Genomic DNA, 16,180 nt, shown 5'->3' with positions numbered 1-16,180 from the left:
CGTGTGGTTCCAGTGGGACGGGCGGTTGTCTCGGGGGGGCGTCGGCGTCAGTCGGTGATGACCCGGCGGCGCGGCCGGGCGGCCGGGTCCAGTCGCCAGGGGTCGGGATCGGGCCCGGCGGCGGGGGGCAGAGCGTCGAGTGCGGCGACGAGGGAGCTGTCCCGTACGGCGCGCAGCCGCGCCTCGGTCAGGCGTGGGTCGACGCCTTGCCTCCGCATGTTCTCCACCTGTTGCTCCAGGGAGTTCTGGGCGTCGCGGATCTGGTCGTCGATGGCGTCCCGGAGCCGGTCGCGGAGGTCCGCGGGCAGGCCGGGGTGGCCCGCCATGGCCCGGATCTCCCGCAGTCCGGCGCGGGCCTGGACGAGGGCGCGGCCGACCGAGAACTCGTCGGACGCCTCGGCCATCGCCGCGGTCAGCAGCCGGCTCCAGTGGTGCAGCCGCCGGTCGAGGGCCTGCCGGATCCGCTCGACCAGCCGGGTCCAGGTCTCGGCGGCGAAATCGGCCGGTACGAGCCGGGGCAGTGCCGGGTCCACCGGCACCCGCTCGTCGGCCCAGGCGTCGAGGTGGTCGGCCCAGGCGCGGTAGGGGCCTCCGGAGGTCCACAGCATCGGCTCAGTCGTTCCCGCCCCGCCGGACCACGATCTCCCCGGGCGGGAGCGGTTCCCAGTCGGGCAGCCCTTCCACGATCCGGCGCAGCCGTGCGGTGGTCGTCTCCTCCGCGGCGGTCGGCTGCCGGGCCCACGGGAGGGGGTCGGGCGCGCTCTGGTCCTGCCGGCTGCCGCTCATGGCGTCTCTCCTGTCGGGCTCGCGGCCGGACGCACGACGCGGGCCTCGAAGGGGGAGTTCCCCTCGCCTGCACCGGCCAGGCCGTCGATCATCTCCCGTACGGCTGACTCCTCGGCGTCGGCGGTGCGGAACCGGCTTTCGTAGTCGACGAGTTCGGCTCCGGCGGCGCGTAGCTGAAGCAGCGAGTCCGCCTTCGACCGGTCCAGCACGCTCTGGGCGTATCTCTGCCGCTCCAGGGCCCCGCGGCGGCCGTGCGCGATCACCAGCGCCCAGATCCCGCCCACCAGCAGGGTGACGATCAGGCCGCCCCCCGGGTCGACGTTCATGGAGACGAACAGCAGGATCAGCAGCACCACGGCCGGAAGGGCCACCACCGTGTGCCATGCGGGCACGAGGCCGGCGACGAACGGGCGCACATGGGTGTCCCAGTGGTCGCTCAGCGACTTTTCCAGTTGCTCCATGGGCGTGGTGAACGCGCCGCTCCAGCGCGGCAGTCCGAAGGTCTGCGCGCCGAGGTTGTGGCTGGGCTGGAAGACGGCTTCGACGGTGCCGGGGATGTGCAGTCGGTAGTCCCGGCTGAACTCGGCGTGCGCCTGGCGAAACCAGTCGCGGCAGGCGCCGACGGCCAGCCGCTGGGTGGCCGTGGAGACGCCGATGGCGGCCGGGTTGAGGGCGGAGGCCGACTGGACGGTCAGGTAGTCGAGCTTCTCCTCCAGCGAGGTGGCGTCGGCGTCCGCGGCCTTCCGGGCGGCCGCCGTGTCGCCGTCGTGCGCGACGACGGCCTCGTTGTAGGCCAGGTCCCGGCGCAGCGGCAGTTCCTCGTTGTCGTACTCGGACACCAGACGGTCGAGGATGTCGTCCACCAGGTCCTCCAGCCGGTGGCTGGGCCGGTTCTCCTGGCTCGTCAACCGGGTGTACTTCTCCAGGAGCGCCCGGTGCGCCTCGGCCGCGCCGAGTACGGACTCCAGCGCGGGCCACTGCGGTGACACCGCGGCCAGCCTCGGGAAGTCCTCCTTCGCGGACTTCGCCCGGTGCGCCTCCACCTCGGCGCGCCAGCGCTGGACCTGGGCCGCGACGGCCTGGTCGCCCTCCAGCAGCAACTCCAGCCATTCGTCGAGCACGGTGCGCAGCAGCTCCCGGCCGGCGGGTCCGAAGGCACCCTGGGCCACGGATTCCAGGATGACCGCGAACTCCCGTCCCAGGGCCGTCGGGTCCTGGGCGCGCAGGTAGTGCAGGAGCCAGCGCACGGCGGCGGCCTGCCGGTTCTGGCGGCGGAGGATCAGTGCGAAGAGCAGCGAGGTGCGTCCGGGCGAGCGCCGGAAGGCCTCGGTGACGGCCCGTTCGCACAGCTCGCGGTCGTCGGAGGACCAGGCGGCCAGTGCGACGAGGGCGGGGGCCAGCCAGTAGCGGGGGGTCTGGATCATCAGCTCGTCGCTGACGGACCGTACCGACTCCTCGGACACGAGGCCGGTGTCGAAGGCCTGGAGCAGACCCACCGTGGTGCGGCGCACCACCTTGTGGTGGCCGAAGTCGTGCTCGATGCGGTCCAGGATCACGCCGATCCTGGTCTCGGCCCGCTGGAGGGCGTCGGCGAGTTGCGAGGAGTGGACGAACGCCTGGAATTCGTCGCGGAGTTTCTGCAGCGAGTCCCGGGTGTCGCGCTGCGTCGCCTCCACCCCGGTCACCTGGGCGGAGACCGCCACCAGGCCCTGGTCGAGCTGGTTCACCAGGCTGGTGAGCTGTGAGACCTGGCTGCGCAGGTGGTAGTCGATGTCTGCCATGAAGCCTTCTGCTCCTCTTCGTTGGCTCACATGCCGCGGGTGTAGACGACTCCGTCGGGCGGGACCGGGACGAGGGCTCCGCTGGCGTACACCTCGACGAGCGGGTAGGCGCCGGTGCGGACGAGCATCCGGGCCCGCGCGTAGGGCTCGGGGACCACGTCGCCCGGCGTGTAGTGCTGGAGGATGGCCATGGTCAGGTCGAGCCGGTGGTCGACGTACGGCGGGCCCAGGCCGCACACGGCGATCCAGCCCACCGGGAAGTCGCCGTACTCGCTCTGGTATTCCTCACGGATCCAGTCGGTCAGCTCGCGCAGGGCCTCGGGGCTCAGGCCGGCGTCCAGCCGGTGGAGCGCCTCGAAGAGTCCTGCGTGGCGGGGCCTGGACAGTCCGGCGGCCAGTTGCCCTCCGGTGGTGCTCGGGAGCGTCGCGTTCTCGTTCCGGGCCGCTGCGCGGGTCTCGGTCTCGCGGGCGAACGGGCCCAGGACACGGCGCAGCCGCTGTCCGAATTCCATACGGTCCCCCCGCATACACGCGTCAACCCGATCTGGTCATGATGGGTCGTCAATTTACTCAAACCTACGTGCTTCCGAGTCGAACTCATAGAGACTTGAGCCATCTTCGATCGTCAATTCCGGGGGAGCGATGGAGACTTGCTGGAACTGCGGCCGGGAGGAGGATCTCGGCTCCGGCTCCTGCCCCCACTGCGGCATGCCCGTCCGTACGGCCGCCACGGCACCGGCGCCGGCCGCAGCGCCCGCCGCCTCGGACGCTCCGCTGTTCCCGGCTCCCGCCGGCCGCCCGGACGACGCCGATGCGCCGCTCTTTCCCCCGCTGCCACCGGTGCGGCGCACCCGCCCGGCCCCCGACGGGGGCGACGAGCGGCCGGACCGGTCCGCGCCGCGCCGGATCGTCCACGTGCCGGGAAGCGTCCCGGACGCCGCCGGAGGGCGGCGCGGACCGCTGCCGCCACCCGCCGGGCCCGCCGGGACCCCGCCACCCGGGCGGATGCCGCCTCCGGCACCGCCCGCCGCCGCCGCTCCCCCGCCGCCGCCCGCCCCGCACTTACCCGGTTCCTCCGGAGGCCGGCGGACCGGCGCGCACCTGGAGGGACTGGTCGACGGGCCCGTGGTGCTCGACACCGTCCGCCACCGGCTGTTCGGCGTGGGCGCCCTGGTCGCCCTCGGACTGCTGCAGCTCCTGTTCGCGCTGTTCCGGCTGGTGGCCTCGATGGGCGAAGGCGTCTCGTTCGGCACCGCCCTCGACGAGTTCCTCTACTTCCTGGTGTTCCTCGCCGTGATCGGCGTCGCCCTCGGCATCGTCTTCCACGTCTCCCTGCCGGGAAGCGGCGCAGGCGGGATCTTCTCCATGGGGATGTCCCTCGTCCGCGGCTGCCTCACCCTGATCACCACGGCCCTGCGCCTGGTCTTCACCGGCCTCCTGAGCGGCTTCAGGAGCGGGACCCGGGCCGCCCAGTCCGCGGGGCAGGGCGAACTCCACCAGTCCGTCCGCCGGTTCCGCATCCGCGACATGACGGGCGGCGTCACCGCCTGCACGCTCGTCGGCGAGCTCCAGGGGCCCGAGGTACGGCAGGGCGACCTGATCCGGGTCAAACGGCGCGGCCTGCGCACCGGACACATCAGGATCCGCCGCGCCGAGGTGCTGTCCGTCCCCGGCGGCCCCGCCACCAGCGTCGTCACCACCCGCACCGGCCGCCGGTTCCAGCTCGGCGTGTGGGCCGACGGGCTCGCCTGGGTGCTCGCCGCCGTACTGGCCCTGAACCTCTTCACCCAGGTCACGGCGGTCGTGGGATGACGCGGGCCAACGGCGGTCCCAGCCGTACACCGGCCGGACCGCAGGTGTACGCGACGCTGCCGCCGCTGCTCGAACAGGTCGCGGCGCTCCTGGAATCCTCCCGCGAATGGGCCCCCGACGAGCAAGCCCTCGCGGCGGCCGAGGAACGGCTCTCGCGCGGGCCCGGCCCCGGTACTCCGGCCGCCCCGCTCCACGAACTCGGCGTCGCCCCGGACCGGTTCAGCTGGCTCTGCCTGCGCGAGGCGGCCGCCGACCAGGAACCCCGGCTCGCCGCCGCCCGGGCGACGGCCGCCTGGAGCTCCCTGGCCGCCCTCCGCCGGCCGGCCGCCCTGATCGTCGGCTCCGACGAGACCGGCCGCGCCGGGGTGGCCATCGGACTGGACCCCGGGGCGGACACCGGGGCGGACACCGGGGCGGACGGAATCCGCCAGTGGCTCTCCGACCAGGCCCCGGACCTGATCTGGGAGCCCGGCGCCCCGCCCGGCTGGTCGGTGGTCGCGGATCCGGCGCACACCGAGGAGGCCCTCGTCTGCCGGTCCCGGTCCGCCGAGCCCCCGGCGGGCGGAGGACTGGCCGAGGACCAGCGGCTGCCGCATCTCGCCGGACTGCTCGGACTCCCCCTGGCCGGCTGGTGCGTGGTCCTGACCCTGCAGCCCCTGGAGACCGGCGAACTGGCCGCGGCGGGCGGCCGGCTGGCCCATCTGCGGGCCCAGGCGGCCCGCCGGGTCACCCTCTCCGAAGGCGTCGCCGAACACCGTCAGAGCTCCGTGGTCGACCCCCGCGCCGAAGCCGTCACCGCCACCCTCGGCGCCTGGCAGGCCCTCGTCGACGACTGCCTGCGCACCGGCGGCTGGAGCGTCGGCGTCCACCTGTGCGCCCGGACCCCCGAGACGGCCGCCGTGGTCCGGTCCGCGTTCTGCCGCGCCCTGCGGGCCGAGACCGCCGCAGCGCCCGAGGGGCGGGCCCAGGACTGGGACACCGCCCGGTGTGTGGCCGGGGCCGCGCCCGCCGTGGGCTGGCTCAGCTCCCGCGATCTCGGCTCCCTGCTCGTACCGCCCGCCGACGCCGTGGGAGACCTCCAGGTCAGACGCGCCCTGCCGGCCGGGCGGCGCTCCTCCCGGCCGCGCCGCGCCCTCACCCTCGGCCACTGGCTCGGCACGGACCTGCCCGCGCTGATCGACGTCGACGACCTCGCCGGACACGCCTTCGTCGCGGGCATCACCGGCTCCGGCAAGAGCACCACCACCAGCAGCCTGCTGCTCCAGCTGTGGAACGAGCACCGGGTGCCCTTCCTGGTGATCGACCCCGCCAAGGGGGACTACGCACGGCTCTCCGCCGCGCTGGAGGGCGGCCTCACCGTCGTCTCCGGGACCGAGTTGCGGATGAACGTACTCGCACCCTGGCCCGGGCAGCCCGCCGACCGCCACATCGCGCAGGTCGGCACCGCGTTCCGCGCCGCGTTCGGCATGCCCGTGCCGATGCCGTACGTGGCCGCGCTGATCCTGGAGGAACTGGCCACCGATGCGGCCGCCGGCTCCGAGGTCACCCTGCACGACGCCGCCGCCCGGCTCGACTCCCTCGTCGCCGAACTCCGCTACCAGGGCGAGGTGGAGAGCAACATCCGGGCCTCGCTCGGGCTGCGCCTGCGGCTGCTCCTGCAGCCCGGACGCGCGGAACGGGTGGCGGGCAGCGGCCCGCCGGGCTGGCTCACCGAGCGGCCCACCCTGGTGCGGCTCAGCGACCTGGGCGACGAGGAGGAGCGGGCCTTCCTGGCCGCGCTGCTCGTCCTCTACATCTCCGACGCGGCCCGGTCCCGGGGGGAGTCGGCCGGCGTGACCCATGTGACGGTCATCGAGGAGGCCCACCGCCTGATGCCGGAGCCGCGCCCGACCGGCGCCGAGGACGGGGACGCCGCCGGTGTCGCCTCCCGCCTGATGACGCAGCTGCTGGCCGAGGTGCGCGCGTACGGCGAGGCGCTGGTCGTGGTGGACCAGAGCCCGGCCGCCGTGGCCCGTGAGGTGCTGCGCAACACCAACCTCAAACTGGCCCACCGGATCGTCGACACCGACGACCAGGCGTCGCTGGGCGGCGCCCTGGGCCTGTCGGACACGGAGACCCCGATGCTCGGCTCGCTGACGGTGGGCCGCTGCCTGCTGTCCTCGCGCGAGCTGGTCCGCCCCCAGTCCGTCCAGGTCACCGGCCCCGATCTGACGCCGGGGCCGCTGCGGGACCCTCCCGCGCCGACGCCACAGCCGTACGGGGCCCGCTGCCACCGCCCCGAGGACGCCCTGCACCACCACGTCAGCGAGGGGGCGGGAGCGCAGGCGGAACTCGCCGTGGCCCTGTGGACGGCGGCCGCCGGGGGCACGGACGTGGTGGATCTGATGCGCCCGCTCGCGGCCGCGCACCCCGGCAGCCGGACCAGCTGCCTGGTCGGGACGGGCATCCGCCGCCACATCCGTACGCTCCGCCGCCTCGGGCAGCTTCCCGGGGCGACCGGCCGGGAGTACGAGGCTGCGCTGTGGCAGGCGATGGTCACCCGGGGCCCGCTGCCACCCCACCCGGCGACGGAACCCGCCACCCGCCCCTTCCAGGCCTGCGAGCGCTGCCTGGCCCCCTGCCTCGTCCGGGCCGCCGTCACCACAGGAGCCCTCCCGCAACTGCAACGCGCCCGCACCCTGGCCTCGCGCGCCGCCGGCAACAAGACCGCAATGGACGCGACGACCAACGCGATGCATGCCTGCCGGGCGGAACTCGCGGTCCGGCACCCGGCCCACACCTCCAAGGCGGTGGGCTACTGCCTCGGTGTGCACGTGGCCGCAGAGTACGGCTTCGAGTCCGCCCTGCTGAAGTTCATGGAGACATAGGCACAGGAGGAGCGATGGAGACGCGAACGGAATCATCCGGTGCCGGGGAGGCGGATGAACCCGCCGAGCCCCACGATGAGTCGGCCGAGGCTGCGGACGGCCGGGAAAGCTTCCACCAACGCCCGGGCCCGGCCGAAGGGGAAGACCGGCCCGGCGGATCCGAGGCCGGCAAGGAGGAGCTGACGCTCGACGCACGGGTCGAGAAGTTCCACGAACAGGCGCACGCTCGGGAGTCCGGCCTGCGGAAGGGCATCAAAGGCGCCATCGTGGCCGCCGGCGGAATCGAGGGCCGGGAGGAGGAACGGAAGCCGCAGAACTGGAAGGAGAAGTTCGAGGACGCGCGCCGTGTCCATCTGGTCGGTCTGAAGCACTCCGTCAAGGATCTGGACTCGCTCCGCCGCAAGGCCGCCGACTACGCGGCCGAAGGAGTGAGCGACGAGGAAGTGACGACCCGTATCAAGGACGCCCTCCGCTACACCATCCAGCTCCCCGACGACGAGTACTCCGCCGGGGCGTGGAAGGCCATCGACACGCTCATCGCGCAGGGACACACCCAGCTGGATGTGAAGAACTTCTGGAACGACGAGGTGTACAGGGGTGTGAACACCTTCTGGCAGGACGCGGAGTCGGGACTGAACTTCGAGGTCCAGTTCCACACCCGGTTCGGCTACCAGATCAAGCAGGCGACCCACCTCTTCTACTCGGAGCAGCGGCTGCCCGCCACCACGGACGAGAGGGCGGAGGAACTCCGTCGGAAGCAGATGGTGTTCACCCACTTCGTGGCCGTTCCGCCGGGCGCCGAGACGATCGTCAGCGAAAAGGAGCGCAAGCGTGCAGATACCGAGGGCCAGGACCGGAAGGACAACGTCATGAGTGGTGAGAGCGGTGGCGAGGGCGGGGCCGAAGGCGGGGAAGCCTCGTTCGACGCCGGCGTCGAGGCTGTGGAGACGGAGGAGGACGCCTACGGGTCCGAGGTGCCGGAGGACGACCCCTACGCCTTCCTGGACAGGGTGGAAAAGCCGGACCCCGCCCTGTACGAGGCCAACGCCACTCCGGAGACCGATGAGGAAAGGGAGGCGAGGCTGCGCCGGGAGGCAGCGGCCGCCGCCGAGGGGCTCCTGCCCGTCCAGCTGGCCATGCGTGCCCGCGAGGCCCGCGCCGGCGGTGAGGGGCAGGCCGGTGTGCCTCGGTAGGAACGGGGCCGCGAACAGGGCGACTTCCAGAACCGCGACCTGAAGGAAGGCACACCATGAGCGGTGAGATCGGAAAGTACCGGAACGAAGGCGTGGAGTGGCCGGACCACGACACCACCGAGGCGGAGCCGACGAACGACAAGGTGCCCGAGGACGACCCGAACGACTTCCTGGACATCGGGGAACGGCCCAAGACCGAGGACGACGACACCGGGGGCGAAAGGGCGCTGGCACTGGGTGGGGAGCCTCCGCCACAGGCGGGGAAGCCGAACCTCTGGCTGCGCGAGGCCAACACCCCTTCGGCAGGTGCTGAGGCAGCCACGGGGACCACTGAGGAGCAGGCGAGGCTGCTCCGGCAGCAGCAGGAGAGCCAGGCCCTGCGCCGCAAGACCGAGGACGACGACACCGGGGGCGAAAGGGCGCTGGCACTGGGTGGGGAGCCTCCGCCACAGGCGGGGAAGCCGAACCTCTGGCTGCGCGAGGCCAACACCCCTTCGGCAGGTGCTGAGGCAGCCACGGGGACCACTGAGGAGCAGGCGAGGCTGCTCCGGCAGCAGGAGAGCCAGGCCACGGCGGCGGCCCGGGCGGGCAGCAGGGCGGCTGCCGCTGGGTTCGGACCCGCCGACGAGGCCTTGGGCCTTGACGCCGGCAAGAGCGCGGAGCAGGGGCGCGGTGCGCCTTCGAAGGGGCCGGGCCGGAGCCGCGGCCGGGGAGACGACCTGGGCCCGGGCAAGGACCTCTGAGCACGGCCCGGCTGCCCCTGGACTCCGCTGTACCTGGGTCGCAGGGGGGGCGGCCGGGCCGGGCACAGTGACGTCAGCGGTTGAACGCCGGGATGACGTACTGACCGTAGGCGTCGATCGTGGCCTCCTTCGCGTCGTGCATGTCGTAGACCGCGAACTGGTCGACGCCGAGGGCCTGCAACGACCGGAGTTTCTCGATGTGGGCCTCGGCCGGGCCCAGCAGGCAGAAGCGGTCGACGATCTCGTCGGGAACGAAGTCCGCGGACGGGTTCCCGGCGCGGCCGTGGTGGCTGTAGTCGTAGCCCTGGCGGGCCTTGATGTACTCGGTCAGGGCGTCCGGGACCAGCCCGGAGTGCTCGCCGTACCGGGTGACGAGGTCGGCCACGTGGTTGCCGACCATCCCGCCGAACCAGCGGCACTGGTCGCGGGCGTGCGCGAGGTCCTCGCTCACGTACGCGGGGGCCGCGACGCAGATGGTGATCGCGGCCGGGTCGCGGCCGGCCTCGGCGGCCGCCTCGCGGACCGACTTGACCATCCACTCGGTGAGGTAGGGGTCGGCGAGCTGGAGGATGAACCCGTCCGCCTTCTGCCCGGCGAGGGCGAGGGCCTTCGGGCCGTACGCCGCCATCCACACCGGCAGCCGGCCCTCGCGGACCCATGGCAGCCGGATCGGGTTGCCGTCGACCTCCGCCTCGCGGCCCTCGGCGAGGTCCCGGATGACGTCGATGGCCTCGCCGAGCCGGGCCAGGGTGTTGGGCTTGCGCCCGGCGACCCGCATCGCCGAGTCACCGCGGCCGATCCCGCAGACGGTGCGGTTGCCGAACATGTCGTTGAGGGTGGCGAAGGTGGAGGCGGTGACCTCCCAGGTGCGGGTGCCCGGGTTGGTGACCATGGGGCCCACGTGCAGCTTGCGGGTGTGTTCCAGGATCTGGCTGTAGATGACGAACGGCTCCTGCCACAGCACCGCGGAGTCGAAGGTCCAGCCGTAGCGGAAGCCGTTGCGCTCGGCACGGCGCATGAGGCTGATCACCTGCGAGGCGGGCGGGTCGGTTTGCAGGACGAGGCCGAAGTCCATGGGGCGGCTCCTTGACGCTTACAGGTACTGGCAGGTGGCGCGGGGGACGAAGGCCCCGTGGCCGGCCCGGCCGGTGAATTCGCGCTGGTCGATGACGAGTTCGCCGCGCGACAGCACGGTGTCGACGCGTCCGGTGATCCGCCTGCCCTCGTACGCCGAGTAGTCCACGTTCATGTGGTGCGTCTCGGCGGAGATGACCTGCTCGGCGTGCGGATCGTAGAGGACGATGTCGGCGTCGGAACCCGGCGCGATGGTGCCCTTCTGGGGGTAGAGGCCGAACATCCGGGCCGGGGTCGCGCAGGCGATCTCGATCCAGCGGCGGCGGCTGATGTGCCCGTCCAGGACGGCCTGGTGGAGGAGGTCCATGCGGTTCTCCACGCCGGGCAGCCCGTTGGGGATCTTGGAGAAGTCCCCGCGGCCGAGCTCTTTCTGGCCGCGGAAGCAGAAGGGGCAGTGGTCGGTGGAGACCACCTGGAGGTCGTTGGTCCGCAGCCCCCGCCACAGCGCGGCCTGGTGCTCCTTCGGCCGCAGCGGCGTGGAGCAGACGTACTTGGCGCCCTGGAAGTCGGGCTCGGCGAGGTTGTCGGTGGACAGGAACAGGTATTGCGGGCAGGTTTCCCCGAAGACGGGCAGGCCCTTGTCGCGGGCGGCGGCCAGCTCGGCCAGCGCCTCCTCGGCCGAGACGTGGACCACGTACAGCGGCGCACCCGCGACCCGCGCGAGCTGGATCGCGCGGTGGGTGGCCTCGGCTTCGAGGAGCACCTTGCGGACCTCGCCGTGGTGGCGGGGGTCGGTCTCGCCGCGGGCCAGGGCCTGTTCGACGAGGACGTCGATCGCGATGCCGTTCTCGGCGTGCATCATGATCAGCCCGCCGTTCGAGGCACCCCGCTGCATGGCGCGCAGGATCTGCCCGTCGTCGCTGTAGAAGACGCCGGGGTAGGCCATGAACAGCTTGAAGGAGGTGACGCCCTCCCCGACGAGGAGGTCCATCTCCTTCAGGGTCCCCTCGTTGACGTCCGAGAGGATCATGTGGAAGGCGTAGTCGACGGCGCAGTTGCCGTCGGCCTTGGCGTACCAGGTGTCGAGTCCCTCGCGCAGGGAGTGGCCCACGCTCTGCACGGCGAAGTCGACGATGGTGGTGGTGCCGCCCCAGGCGGCGGCCCGGGTTCCGGTCTCGAAGGTGTCCGAGGCGGAGGTGCCGCCGAAGGGGAGCTCCATGTGGGTGTGCGCGTCGACCCCGCCCGGGATCACGTACTTCCCGCCCGCGTCGATCGTGCGGTCGGCCGTCCAGGCGTCGGCGGCCGCCGAGCCGTGTGCGGCGAGGGCCGCCACGCGGCCGTCCTCGATCAGGACGTCCGCGTGCAGTTCGTCGGCGGCGGTGATGACGAGGCCGCCGCGGATCAGGGTGCGGATGCTCATGGGAGTCCCCCTACTCGATGCTGCGCAAGGCCTGTTCGAGGATCTCGGCGCCCTCTTCCGCCTCGGCGACGGTGAGGGACAGGGGCGGCGCGATGCGCAGCACGCTGGTGTTGTACCCGCCGCCCTTGCCGAGCAGCAGGCCGCCTTCGCGGGCCGCCTCCTGGACGGCGGAGGCCGCGTCCGGGTCGGCCTCGTCGGTGCCCGGCTTCGTCAGCTCCAGCCCTGCCATCAGGCCGCGGCCGCGGACCTCCCGTACGGCGGGCGCGTGTGCGGCGATGCCGCGCAGCCGCTCCAGGAGCAGGCCGCCGACGCGGCGGGCGTTGCCCTGGAGGTCGTGCTCCAGCAGGTACCCGAGGTTGGCGACGCCGGCCGCCATGGTGATCGGGGAGCCGCCGAAGGTGGAGATGGAGTTGGAGTCGATGCAGTTCATCACCTCGGCGCGGGCGACCACGCCGCCGATGGACATGCCGTTGCCGATGCCCTTGGCGAAGGTGAGGATGTCGGGCGGGCCGTTCTGGGCGTGCGCCTGCCAGCCCCAGAAGTGCTCGCCGGTACGGCCCCAGCCGGTCTGCACCTCGTCGCTGATCCACAGGATGCCGTGGCGGTTCAGGACCTCGCGGAAGGCCCCGTAGAGCCCGTCCGGCGGGGAGGTGAACCCGCCGACGCCCTGGATCGGCTCGGCGATGAGGGCGGCCACTCCCCCGCGGGCCTGGCCGAGTACGTCGTCCAGGTCGGCGACGGCGGCGGCGGTGAAGGCGGCGTCGTCGAGGTGGGCGAAGGGGCCGCGGGAGCGGACCGCGCCGTGCACGTAGTACGTCTGCAGCGGCGAGAGGCTGGTCGGGGACCAGCCGCGGTTGCCGGTGATGGAGACGGTGGAGAAGGACCGGCCGTGGTAGCTGTTGCGCATCGCCAGGATCTGGTTGGAGCGGCGGTACGTCGTCGCGAGCAGCAGGGCGGTGTCGTTGGCCTCGGTGCCGGAGGTGGTGAAGAAGACCCGGGCGTCGGGGATGCCGGACAGTGCGGCGACCCGCTCGGCCAGCTCGATCATCGGCCGGTTCAGGTAGAGGGTGGAGGAGTGGATGATCCGCCCGGCCTGTTCGGCGACGGCCTTGGTGACCTCGGGCAGGGCGTGGGCGGTCATCGTGGTGAGGATGCCGCCGAAGAAGTCGAGGTAGCGCTTGCCGTCGGCGTCCCAGACGTGGCGGCCCTCGCCGTGGGTGAGCTCGATGGGGTCCTTGTAGTAGAGCGCGAGCCAGTCGGGCAGGACGGCGGCGTGGCGGCTGTGCAGGGGGATCGGGTTGGTCACGGCTGTACGAGCCCTCCGTAGGCGTCGGGGCGGCGGTCGCGGTAGAAGGCCCACTGGTCGCGGACCTCCTTGATCAGGTCGAAGTCGAGGTCGCGGACGAGGAGTTCCTCCTCCTTGTCGCTGGCGACCTCGCCGACGAACTGGCCGCGCGGGTCGACGAAGTAGCTGGTGCCGTAGAAGTCGTTGTCGCCGTACTCCTCCTGGCCGACCCGGTTGATGGCGGCGATGAAGTACTCGTTGGCGACGGCGGAGGCGGGTTGCTCCAGCTGCCACAGGTACGACGACAGGCCCCGGTGGGTGGCGGAGGGGTTGTAGACCAGCTGGGCCCCGGCCAGGCCCAGGGCGCGCCAGCCCTCGGGGAAGTGGCGGTCGTAGCAGATGTAGACCCCGACCTTCCCGACGGCGGTGTCGAAGACGGGCCAGCCGAGGTTGCCCGGGCGGAAGTAGTACTTCTCCCAGAAGCCCTTGACCTGGGGGATGTGGTGCTTGCGGTACTTGCCCAGGTAGCTGCCGTCCGCGTCGATGACGGCGGCGGTGTTGTAGTAGAAGCCCTCGTTCTCCAGCTCGAAGACCGGGACGACGATGACCATGCCGGTCTCGCGGGCGAGTTCCTGCATGCGGCGGACGGTCGGGCCGTCCGGGACGGCCTCGGCCCAGCGGTAGTGCTCGGGCTCCTGGACCTGGCAGAAGTAGGGGGCGTTGAACACCTCCTGGAAGCCGATGATCTTCGCCCCCTGGGCGGCGGCCCGGCGGGCGTGCGCCTCGTGTTTGGCGATCATCGATTCGGTGTCTCCGGTCCAGGTGGCCTGGACCAGCGCGGCGCGGACGACTTGGGCCATGAGCTGCTCCTCGCGACGGGAACGCCGAGTTCTACGCACGTAGATGATGTCCGTAGGGAGTAGAACGTAGGCCCCGTCACAGCGTGGGGCAAGACCGCCGTGCGCTGTTGGAGTAGTCGATCAGGTTACGTCGCCCCGCGGTCGATTGCGGTCAGCAGACGGGCGGGTTAGGGGGAGCTTGTCGGACCGCCGCCGGGGTCGGGTGTGTGCCGGGGCGCGCCCCGCAGGGCGTCGAACGCAACGGGGCTCGGCCCTCCGACCCCCCGTCACGTTCGGCGCCCGAGGAGACGCCCCGGCGCGCGCCCGGCCCCACCTCTGCGACCGCCCCGGCCCAGCCCCGCCAAGCGGCGCAGCGAACCGCACGCGCTAGCCCGCTGCGATGCCGGCCACCCGCAGGGCGTGGACGAGGTCGCGCTGCCGGGAGCCGGGCAGGGCGCGGGCCGCCTGGAGCAGGCGCGGGACGAACCACTGCGGGTCGCGCCGGGCCAGCCCGGCCGCCTCCTCGGCGGTGCGGACCCGGACGAACGCGCCGAGCAGGGCGTCGGCCTCACGGACTCGGCCGGCGTCACCGAGGGCGAGCGCGGCGTCCGCGACCTCCGCGGCGGGGCGGGCCACGCCCTGGCGCAGCAGGGCGTCGCAGTCGGCCTCCCGGCCGGCGTCACCCAGGGCGGCCGCGGCCGCCGCGAGCTGTCCGGGCGGAAGCGAGCCCGCCTCCCACAGCAGGGTGGCCCAGTCGGCCGCGAGCCCGGCGCGCGCCAGCTCGACGGCCAGCCCGGGCAGCCGCTCGGCGGGCCCGGCCGCGGCCTCGCACAGCAGCACGTGCGCCTCGCCGCTGCGGCCCTGTGCGCGCAGCGCGAGCAGTTCGGCGGCGACGGCCCGCGATGGCCCGGCCGGGGCCGAGGGGTGGGGCGCGGCCTCGCCGACCGCCGCCGGAGCCGCCTCGCGCGGTGTCACGGGCTCCGGCCGGGGACGCCCGAAGCGGACGCCACGGGGCAGCGGATCCGGCGGGGGCCCGAAACGCGCTCCGCGCGGGGCGGGCCGGCCGTGTTCCGCCCCGAGTCCCTCGGACCCCGGCAGCCCCGTGTCGGCCGGCTGTCCCGGCGGCGGGGTGAAGGCCGGAGCGTCAGGAGCCGCCGACCCGGCGTACCGGGCACCCCCGGAACGCCGCCCCCCACGCAGCCACCGCCCCTCGGCCCGCCCCACCGGCCCCTGCCCGCCCGACGCCTGGGCCTCCTCGGCCCGTTCCGGCGCCCCACCAGGCGATGCTCCGGTCCGGCCGTCCGGCTCCTCGGGCCAGCCGGCCATGTGGCGGGGCTGCTCGGGCGGTGCTCCGGCCGCCTCGGCCGACTGACCGCCCCGCGCGGGCGGAGCCCCGGCCCACCCGCCCGGCGCTTCGACCCCTCCGCCCGACGCCTGGGCCTCCTCGGCCCGTTCCGGCGCCCCACCAGGCGATGCTCCGGTCCGGCCGTCCGACGCCTCGGGCCAGCCGACCATGTGGCGGGGCTGCTCGGGCGGTGCTCCGGCCGCCTCGGCCGACTGACCGCCCCGCGCGGGCGGAGCCCCGGCCCACCCGCCCGGCACTTCGTCCCCTCCGGACGGCCGGGCGTCCTCGGGCCAGCCGCCCGGGTGGGGGAACTGCCCGGGTGGCGCCTCGGACTCCTCGGACGACCGACGGGACGGTCCGGGCGGCGTTTCGGACCGGTCGGCGGACGCTTCGGCGGGCGCTTCGCTCCAGCCGGCCGGGTGGTGCGCCCGCTCGGGCGCAGTGTGGGTCCAGGCGCCCGGCTGCCGGGAGTGTTCGGGTGGTGTGGTCCGCTGGCGGGGGACGCCGGGTAAGGGAGTGGTCCGCAGGGACGCCAGGCGGGCCGCGAGGTCCTCGTGGCGGGCCGCGGCGCGGGCCACGTCGTCCTGGGTCCAGGAGAGTTCGCGGGTCAGGGCGTCCGTCTCCGCCGGGCCGACGGCCCCGCCGAGCCGTGCCGTCAGGTTCCGCAGGGCCGTCTCCGCCTCGGTCCGCTGGGCGGCCGACGCCGCGAGCAGGGTCCGCAGCTCCTCCTCGCCGCCCGGCAGCCGGTCCCACGCGGTGACGGCCGCCGCCCGCAGCTGCGCCGCGTATACGGTCTCCCGCGCCGCAAACTCCGTACCGCGCGCCCCCTCCAGGTCCCGCAGCAGCGACTCCACCACGTCCCACGGCGGTATCGCGGCGCCCTCCAGACAGGCCCGCATGCCATCCGGATCCCGGCGCAGGAACTCCCCGTACCAGCCTGCCCCGGGATCCAGCCTCTGGGTCAACCCCCGCAAGTATCCCGAGAGTCGACTGATCGCCAGCGAAGTCGCGGTCTCCATGACCGCATTGGATCCC

General features: G+C 73.4%; 13 protein-coding genes. 4 read left to right on the top strand and 9 right to left on the bottom strand.

What is annotated here, in order from left to right:
- Window positions 1–47: 47 nt before the first annotated feature.
- From OG472_RS34320 to OG472_RS34305, 4 genes are read right to left on the bottom strand one after another with little or no spacing between them, the layout of a single operon-like run.
- A complete protein-coding gene (locus OG472_RS34320) occupies window positions 48–608 on the bottom strand; it encodes a hypothetical protein (protein ID WP_405832767.1) in 561 nt (186 codons plus the stop codon).
- 4 nt (window positions 609–612) lie between these two features.
- Complete coding sequence (locus tag OG472_RS34315; protein WP_405832766.1) at window positions 613–786, bottom strand: hypothetical protein; 174 nt, start codon at window positions 784–786, stop codon at window positions 613–615.
- Entirely contained in the window at window positions 783–2,567 is a 1,785-nt protein-coding gene (locus tag OG472_RS34310) for a hypothetical protein (RefSeq protein WP_405832764.1), read from the bottom strand. Before OG472_RS34310 ends, OG472_RS34315 begins: the two co-directional genes overlap by 4 nt.
- Before the next feature lie 26 nt (window positions 2,568–2,593).
- Window positions 2,594–3,079 (bottom strand): hypothetical protein, encoded by a 486-nt coding sequence (locus tag OG472_RS34305; protein WP_401604696.1) that lies wholly within the window; start codon window positions 3,077–3,079, stop codon window positions 2,594–2,596.
- Between the two features lie 130 nt (window positions 3,080–3,209).
- On the opposite strand from OG472_RS34305, the gene OG472_RS34300 reads away from it, so the two are divergent.
- From OG472_RS34300 to OG472_RS34285, 4 genes are read left to right on the top strand one after another with little or no spacing between them, the layout of a single operon-like run.
- A complete protein-coding gene (locus OG472_RS34300; RefSeq protein ID WP_405832762.1) occupies window positions 3,210–4,379 on the top strand; it encodes a hypothetical protein in 1,170 nt (389 codons plus the stop codon).
- Window positions 4,376–7,246 carry an ATP-binding protein gene (locus tag OG472_RS34295; RefSeq protein ID WP_405942370.1) on the top strand — a complete coding sequence of 957 codons (2,871 nt, stop codon included), beginning with the start codon at window positions 4,376–4,378 and terminating at the stop codon, window positions 7,244–7,246. The genes OG472_RS34300 and OG472_RS34295 overlap by 4 nt, the downstream gene beginning before the upstream one ends.
- A 14-nt stretch (window positions 7,247–7,260) precedes the next feature.
- Window positions 7,261–8,439: a hypothetical protein gene (locus OG472_RS34290; protein WP_405832758.1), complete on the top strand. Its 1,179-nt coding sequence runs from the start codon at window positions 7,261–7,263 to the stop codon at window positions 8,437–8,439.
- A gap of 56 nt (window positions 8,440–8,495) precedes the next feature.
- On the top strand, window positions 8,496–9,182 hold the full coding sequence (locus OG472_RS34285) for a hypothetical protein (protein WP_405832757.1): 687 nt from the start codon (window positions 8,496–8,498) through the stop codon (window positions 9,180–9,182).
- Between the two features lie 73 nt (window positions 9,183–9,255).
- Here the strand turns inward: OG472_RS34285 and OG472_RS34280 are convergent, their stop codons facing one another.
- The 5 genes from OG472_RS34280 to OG472_RS34260 all read right to left on the bottom strand — a co-directional run bounded on the left by OG472_RS34280 (window position 9,256) and on the right by OG472_RS34260 (window position 16,110).
- Window positions 9,256–10,257, bottom strand: a complete 1,002-nt coding sequence (locus tag OG472_RS34280) for a TIGR03842 family LLM class F420-dependent oxidoreductase (RefSeq protein WP_405832755.1) — start codon at window positions 10,255–10,257, stop codon at window positions 9,256–9,258.
- A gap of 18 nt (window positions 10,258–10,275) precedes the next feature.
- Complete coding sequence (gene hydA, locus OG472_RS34275; RefSeq protein ID WP_405832753.1) at window positions 10,276–11,676, bottom strand: dihydropyrimidinase; 1,401 nt, start codon at window positions 11,674–11,676, stop codon at window positions 10,276–10,278.
- 10 nt (window positions 11,677–11,686) lie between these two features.
- Window positions 11,687–12,982 carry an aspartate aminotransferase family protein gene (locus OG472_RS34270; protein WP_401604677.1) on the bottom strand — a complete coding sequence of 432 codons (1,296 nt, stop codon included), beginning with the start codon at window positions 12,980–12,982 and terminating at the stop codon, window positions 11,687–11,689.
- Window positions 12,979–13,821, bottom strand: a complete 843-nt coding sequence (locus tag OG472_RS34265; protein ID WP_327417421.1) for a nitrilase-related carbon-nitrogen hydrolase — start codon at window positions 13,819–13,821, stop codon at window positions 12,979–12,981. The genes OG472_RS34270 and OG472_RS34265 overlap by 4 nt, the downstream gene beginning before the upstream one ends.
- Window positions 13,822–14,187: 366 nt before the next feature.
- The gene (locus OG472_RS34260) at window positions 14,188–16,110 is read right to left on the bottom strand and encodes a hypothetical protein (protein WP_405942369.1); all 1,923 of its coding nucleotides are present in this window, start codon (window positions 16,108–16,110) and stop codon (window positions 14,188–14,190) included.
- Between the last annotated feature and the right edge of the window lie 70 nt (window positions 16,111–16,180).

It is taken from the genome of Streptomyces sp. NBC_00207, assembly GCF_045160965.1.
GTDB lineage: Bacteria > Actinomycetota > Actinomycetes > Streptomycetales > Streptomycetaceae > Streptomyces.
Note: the sequence above shows the minus strand (reverse complement) of the source record. Positions and strands in the feature narration are given on the sequence as shown.

Coding starts and splice junctions, on each gene's coding strand:
- OG472_RS34265 (WP_327417421.1), bottom strand. CDS start 13,821: ATGGCCCAAGTCGTCCGCGCCGCGCTGGTCCAGGCCACCTGGACCGGA.
- OG472_RS34285 (WP_405832757.1), top strand. CDS start 8,496: ATGAGCGGTGAGATCGGAAAGTACCGGAACGAAGGCGTGGAGTGGCCG.
- OG472_RS34280 (WP_405832755.1), bottom strand. CDS start 10,257: ATGGACTTCGGCCTCGTCCTGCAAACCGACCCGCCCGCCTCGCAGGTG.
- OG472_RS34300 (WP_405832762.1), top strand. CDS start 3,210: ATGGAGACTTGCTGGAACTGCGGCCGGGAGGAGGATCTCGGCTCCGGC.
- OG472_RS34290 (WP_405832758.1), top strand. CDS start 7,261: ATGGAGACGCGAACGGAATCATCCGGTGCCGGGGAGGCGGATGAACCC.
- OG472_RS34295 (WP_405942370.1), top strand. CDS start 4,376: ATGACGCGGGCCAACGGCGGTCCCAGCCGTACACCGGCCGGACCGCAG.
- OG472_RS34320 (WP_405832767.1), bottom strand. CDS start 608: ATGCTGTGGACCTCCGGAGGCCCCTACCGCGCCTGGGCCGACCACCTC.
- OG472_RS34310 (WP_405832764.1), bottom strand. CDS start 2,567: ATGGCAGACATCGACTACCACCTGCGCAGCCAGGTCTCACAGCTCACC.
- OG472_RS34305 (WP_401604696.1), bottom strand. CDS start 3,079: ATGGAATTCGGACAGCGGCTGCGCCGTGTCCTGGGCCCGTTCGCCCGC.
- OG472_RS34315 (WP_405832766.1), bottom strand. CDS start 786: ATGAGCGGCAGCCGGCAGGACCAGAGCGCGCCCGACCCCCTCCCGTGG.
- hydA (WP_405832753.1), bottom strand. CDS start 11,676: ATGAGCATCCGCACCCTGATCCGCGGCGGCCTCGTCATCACCGCCGCC.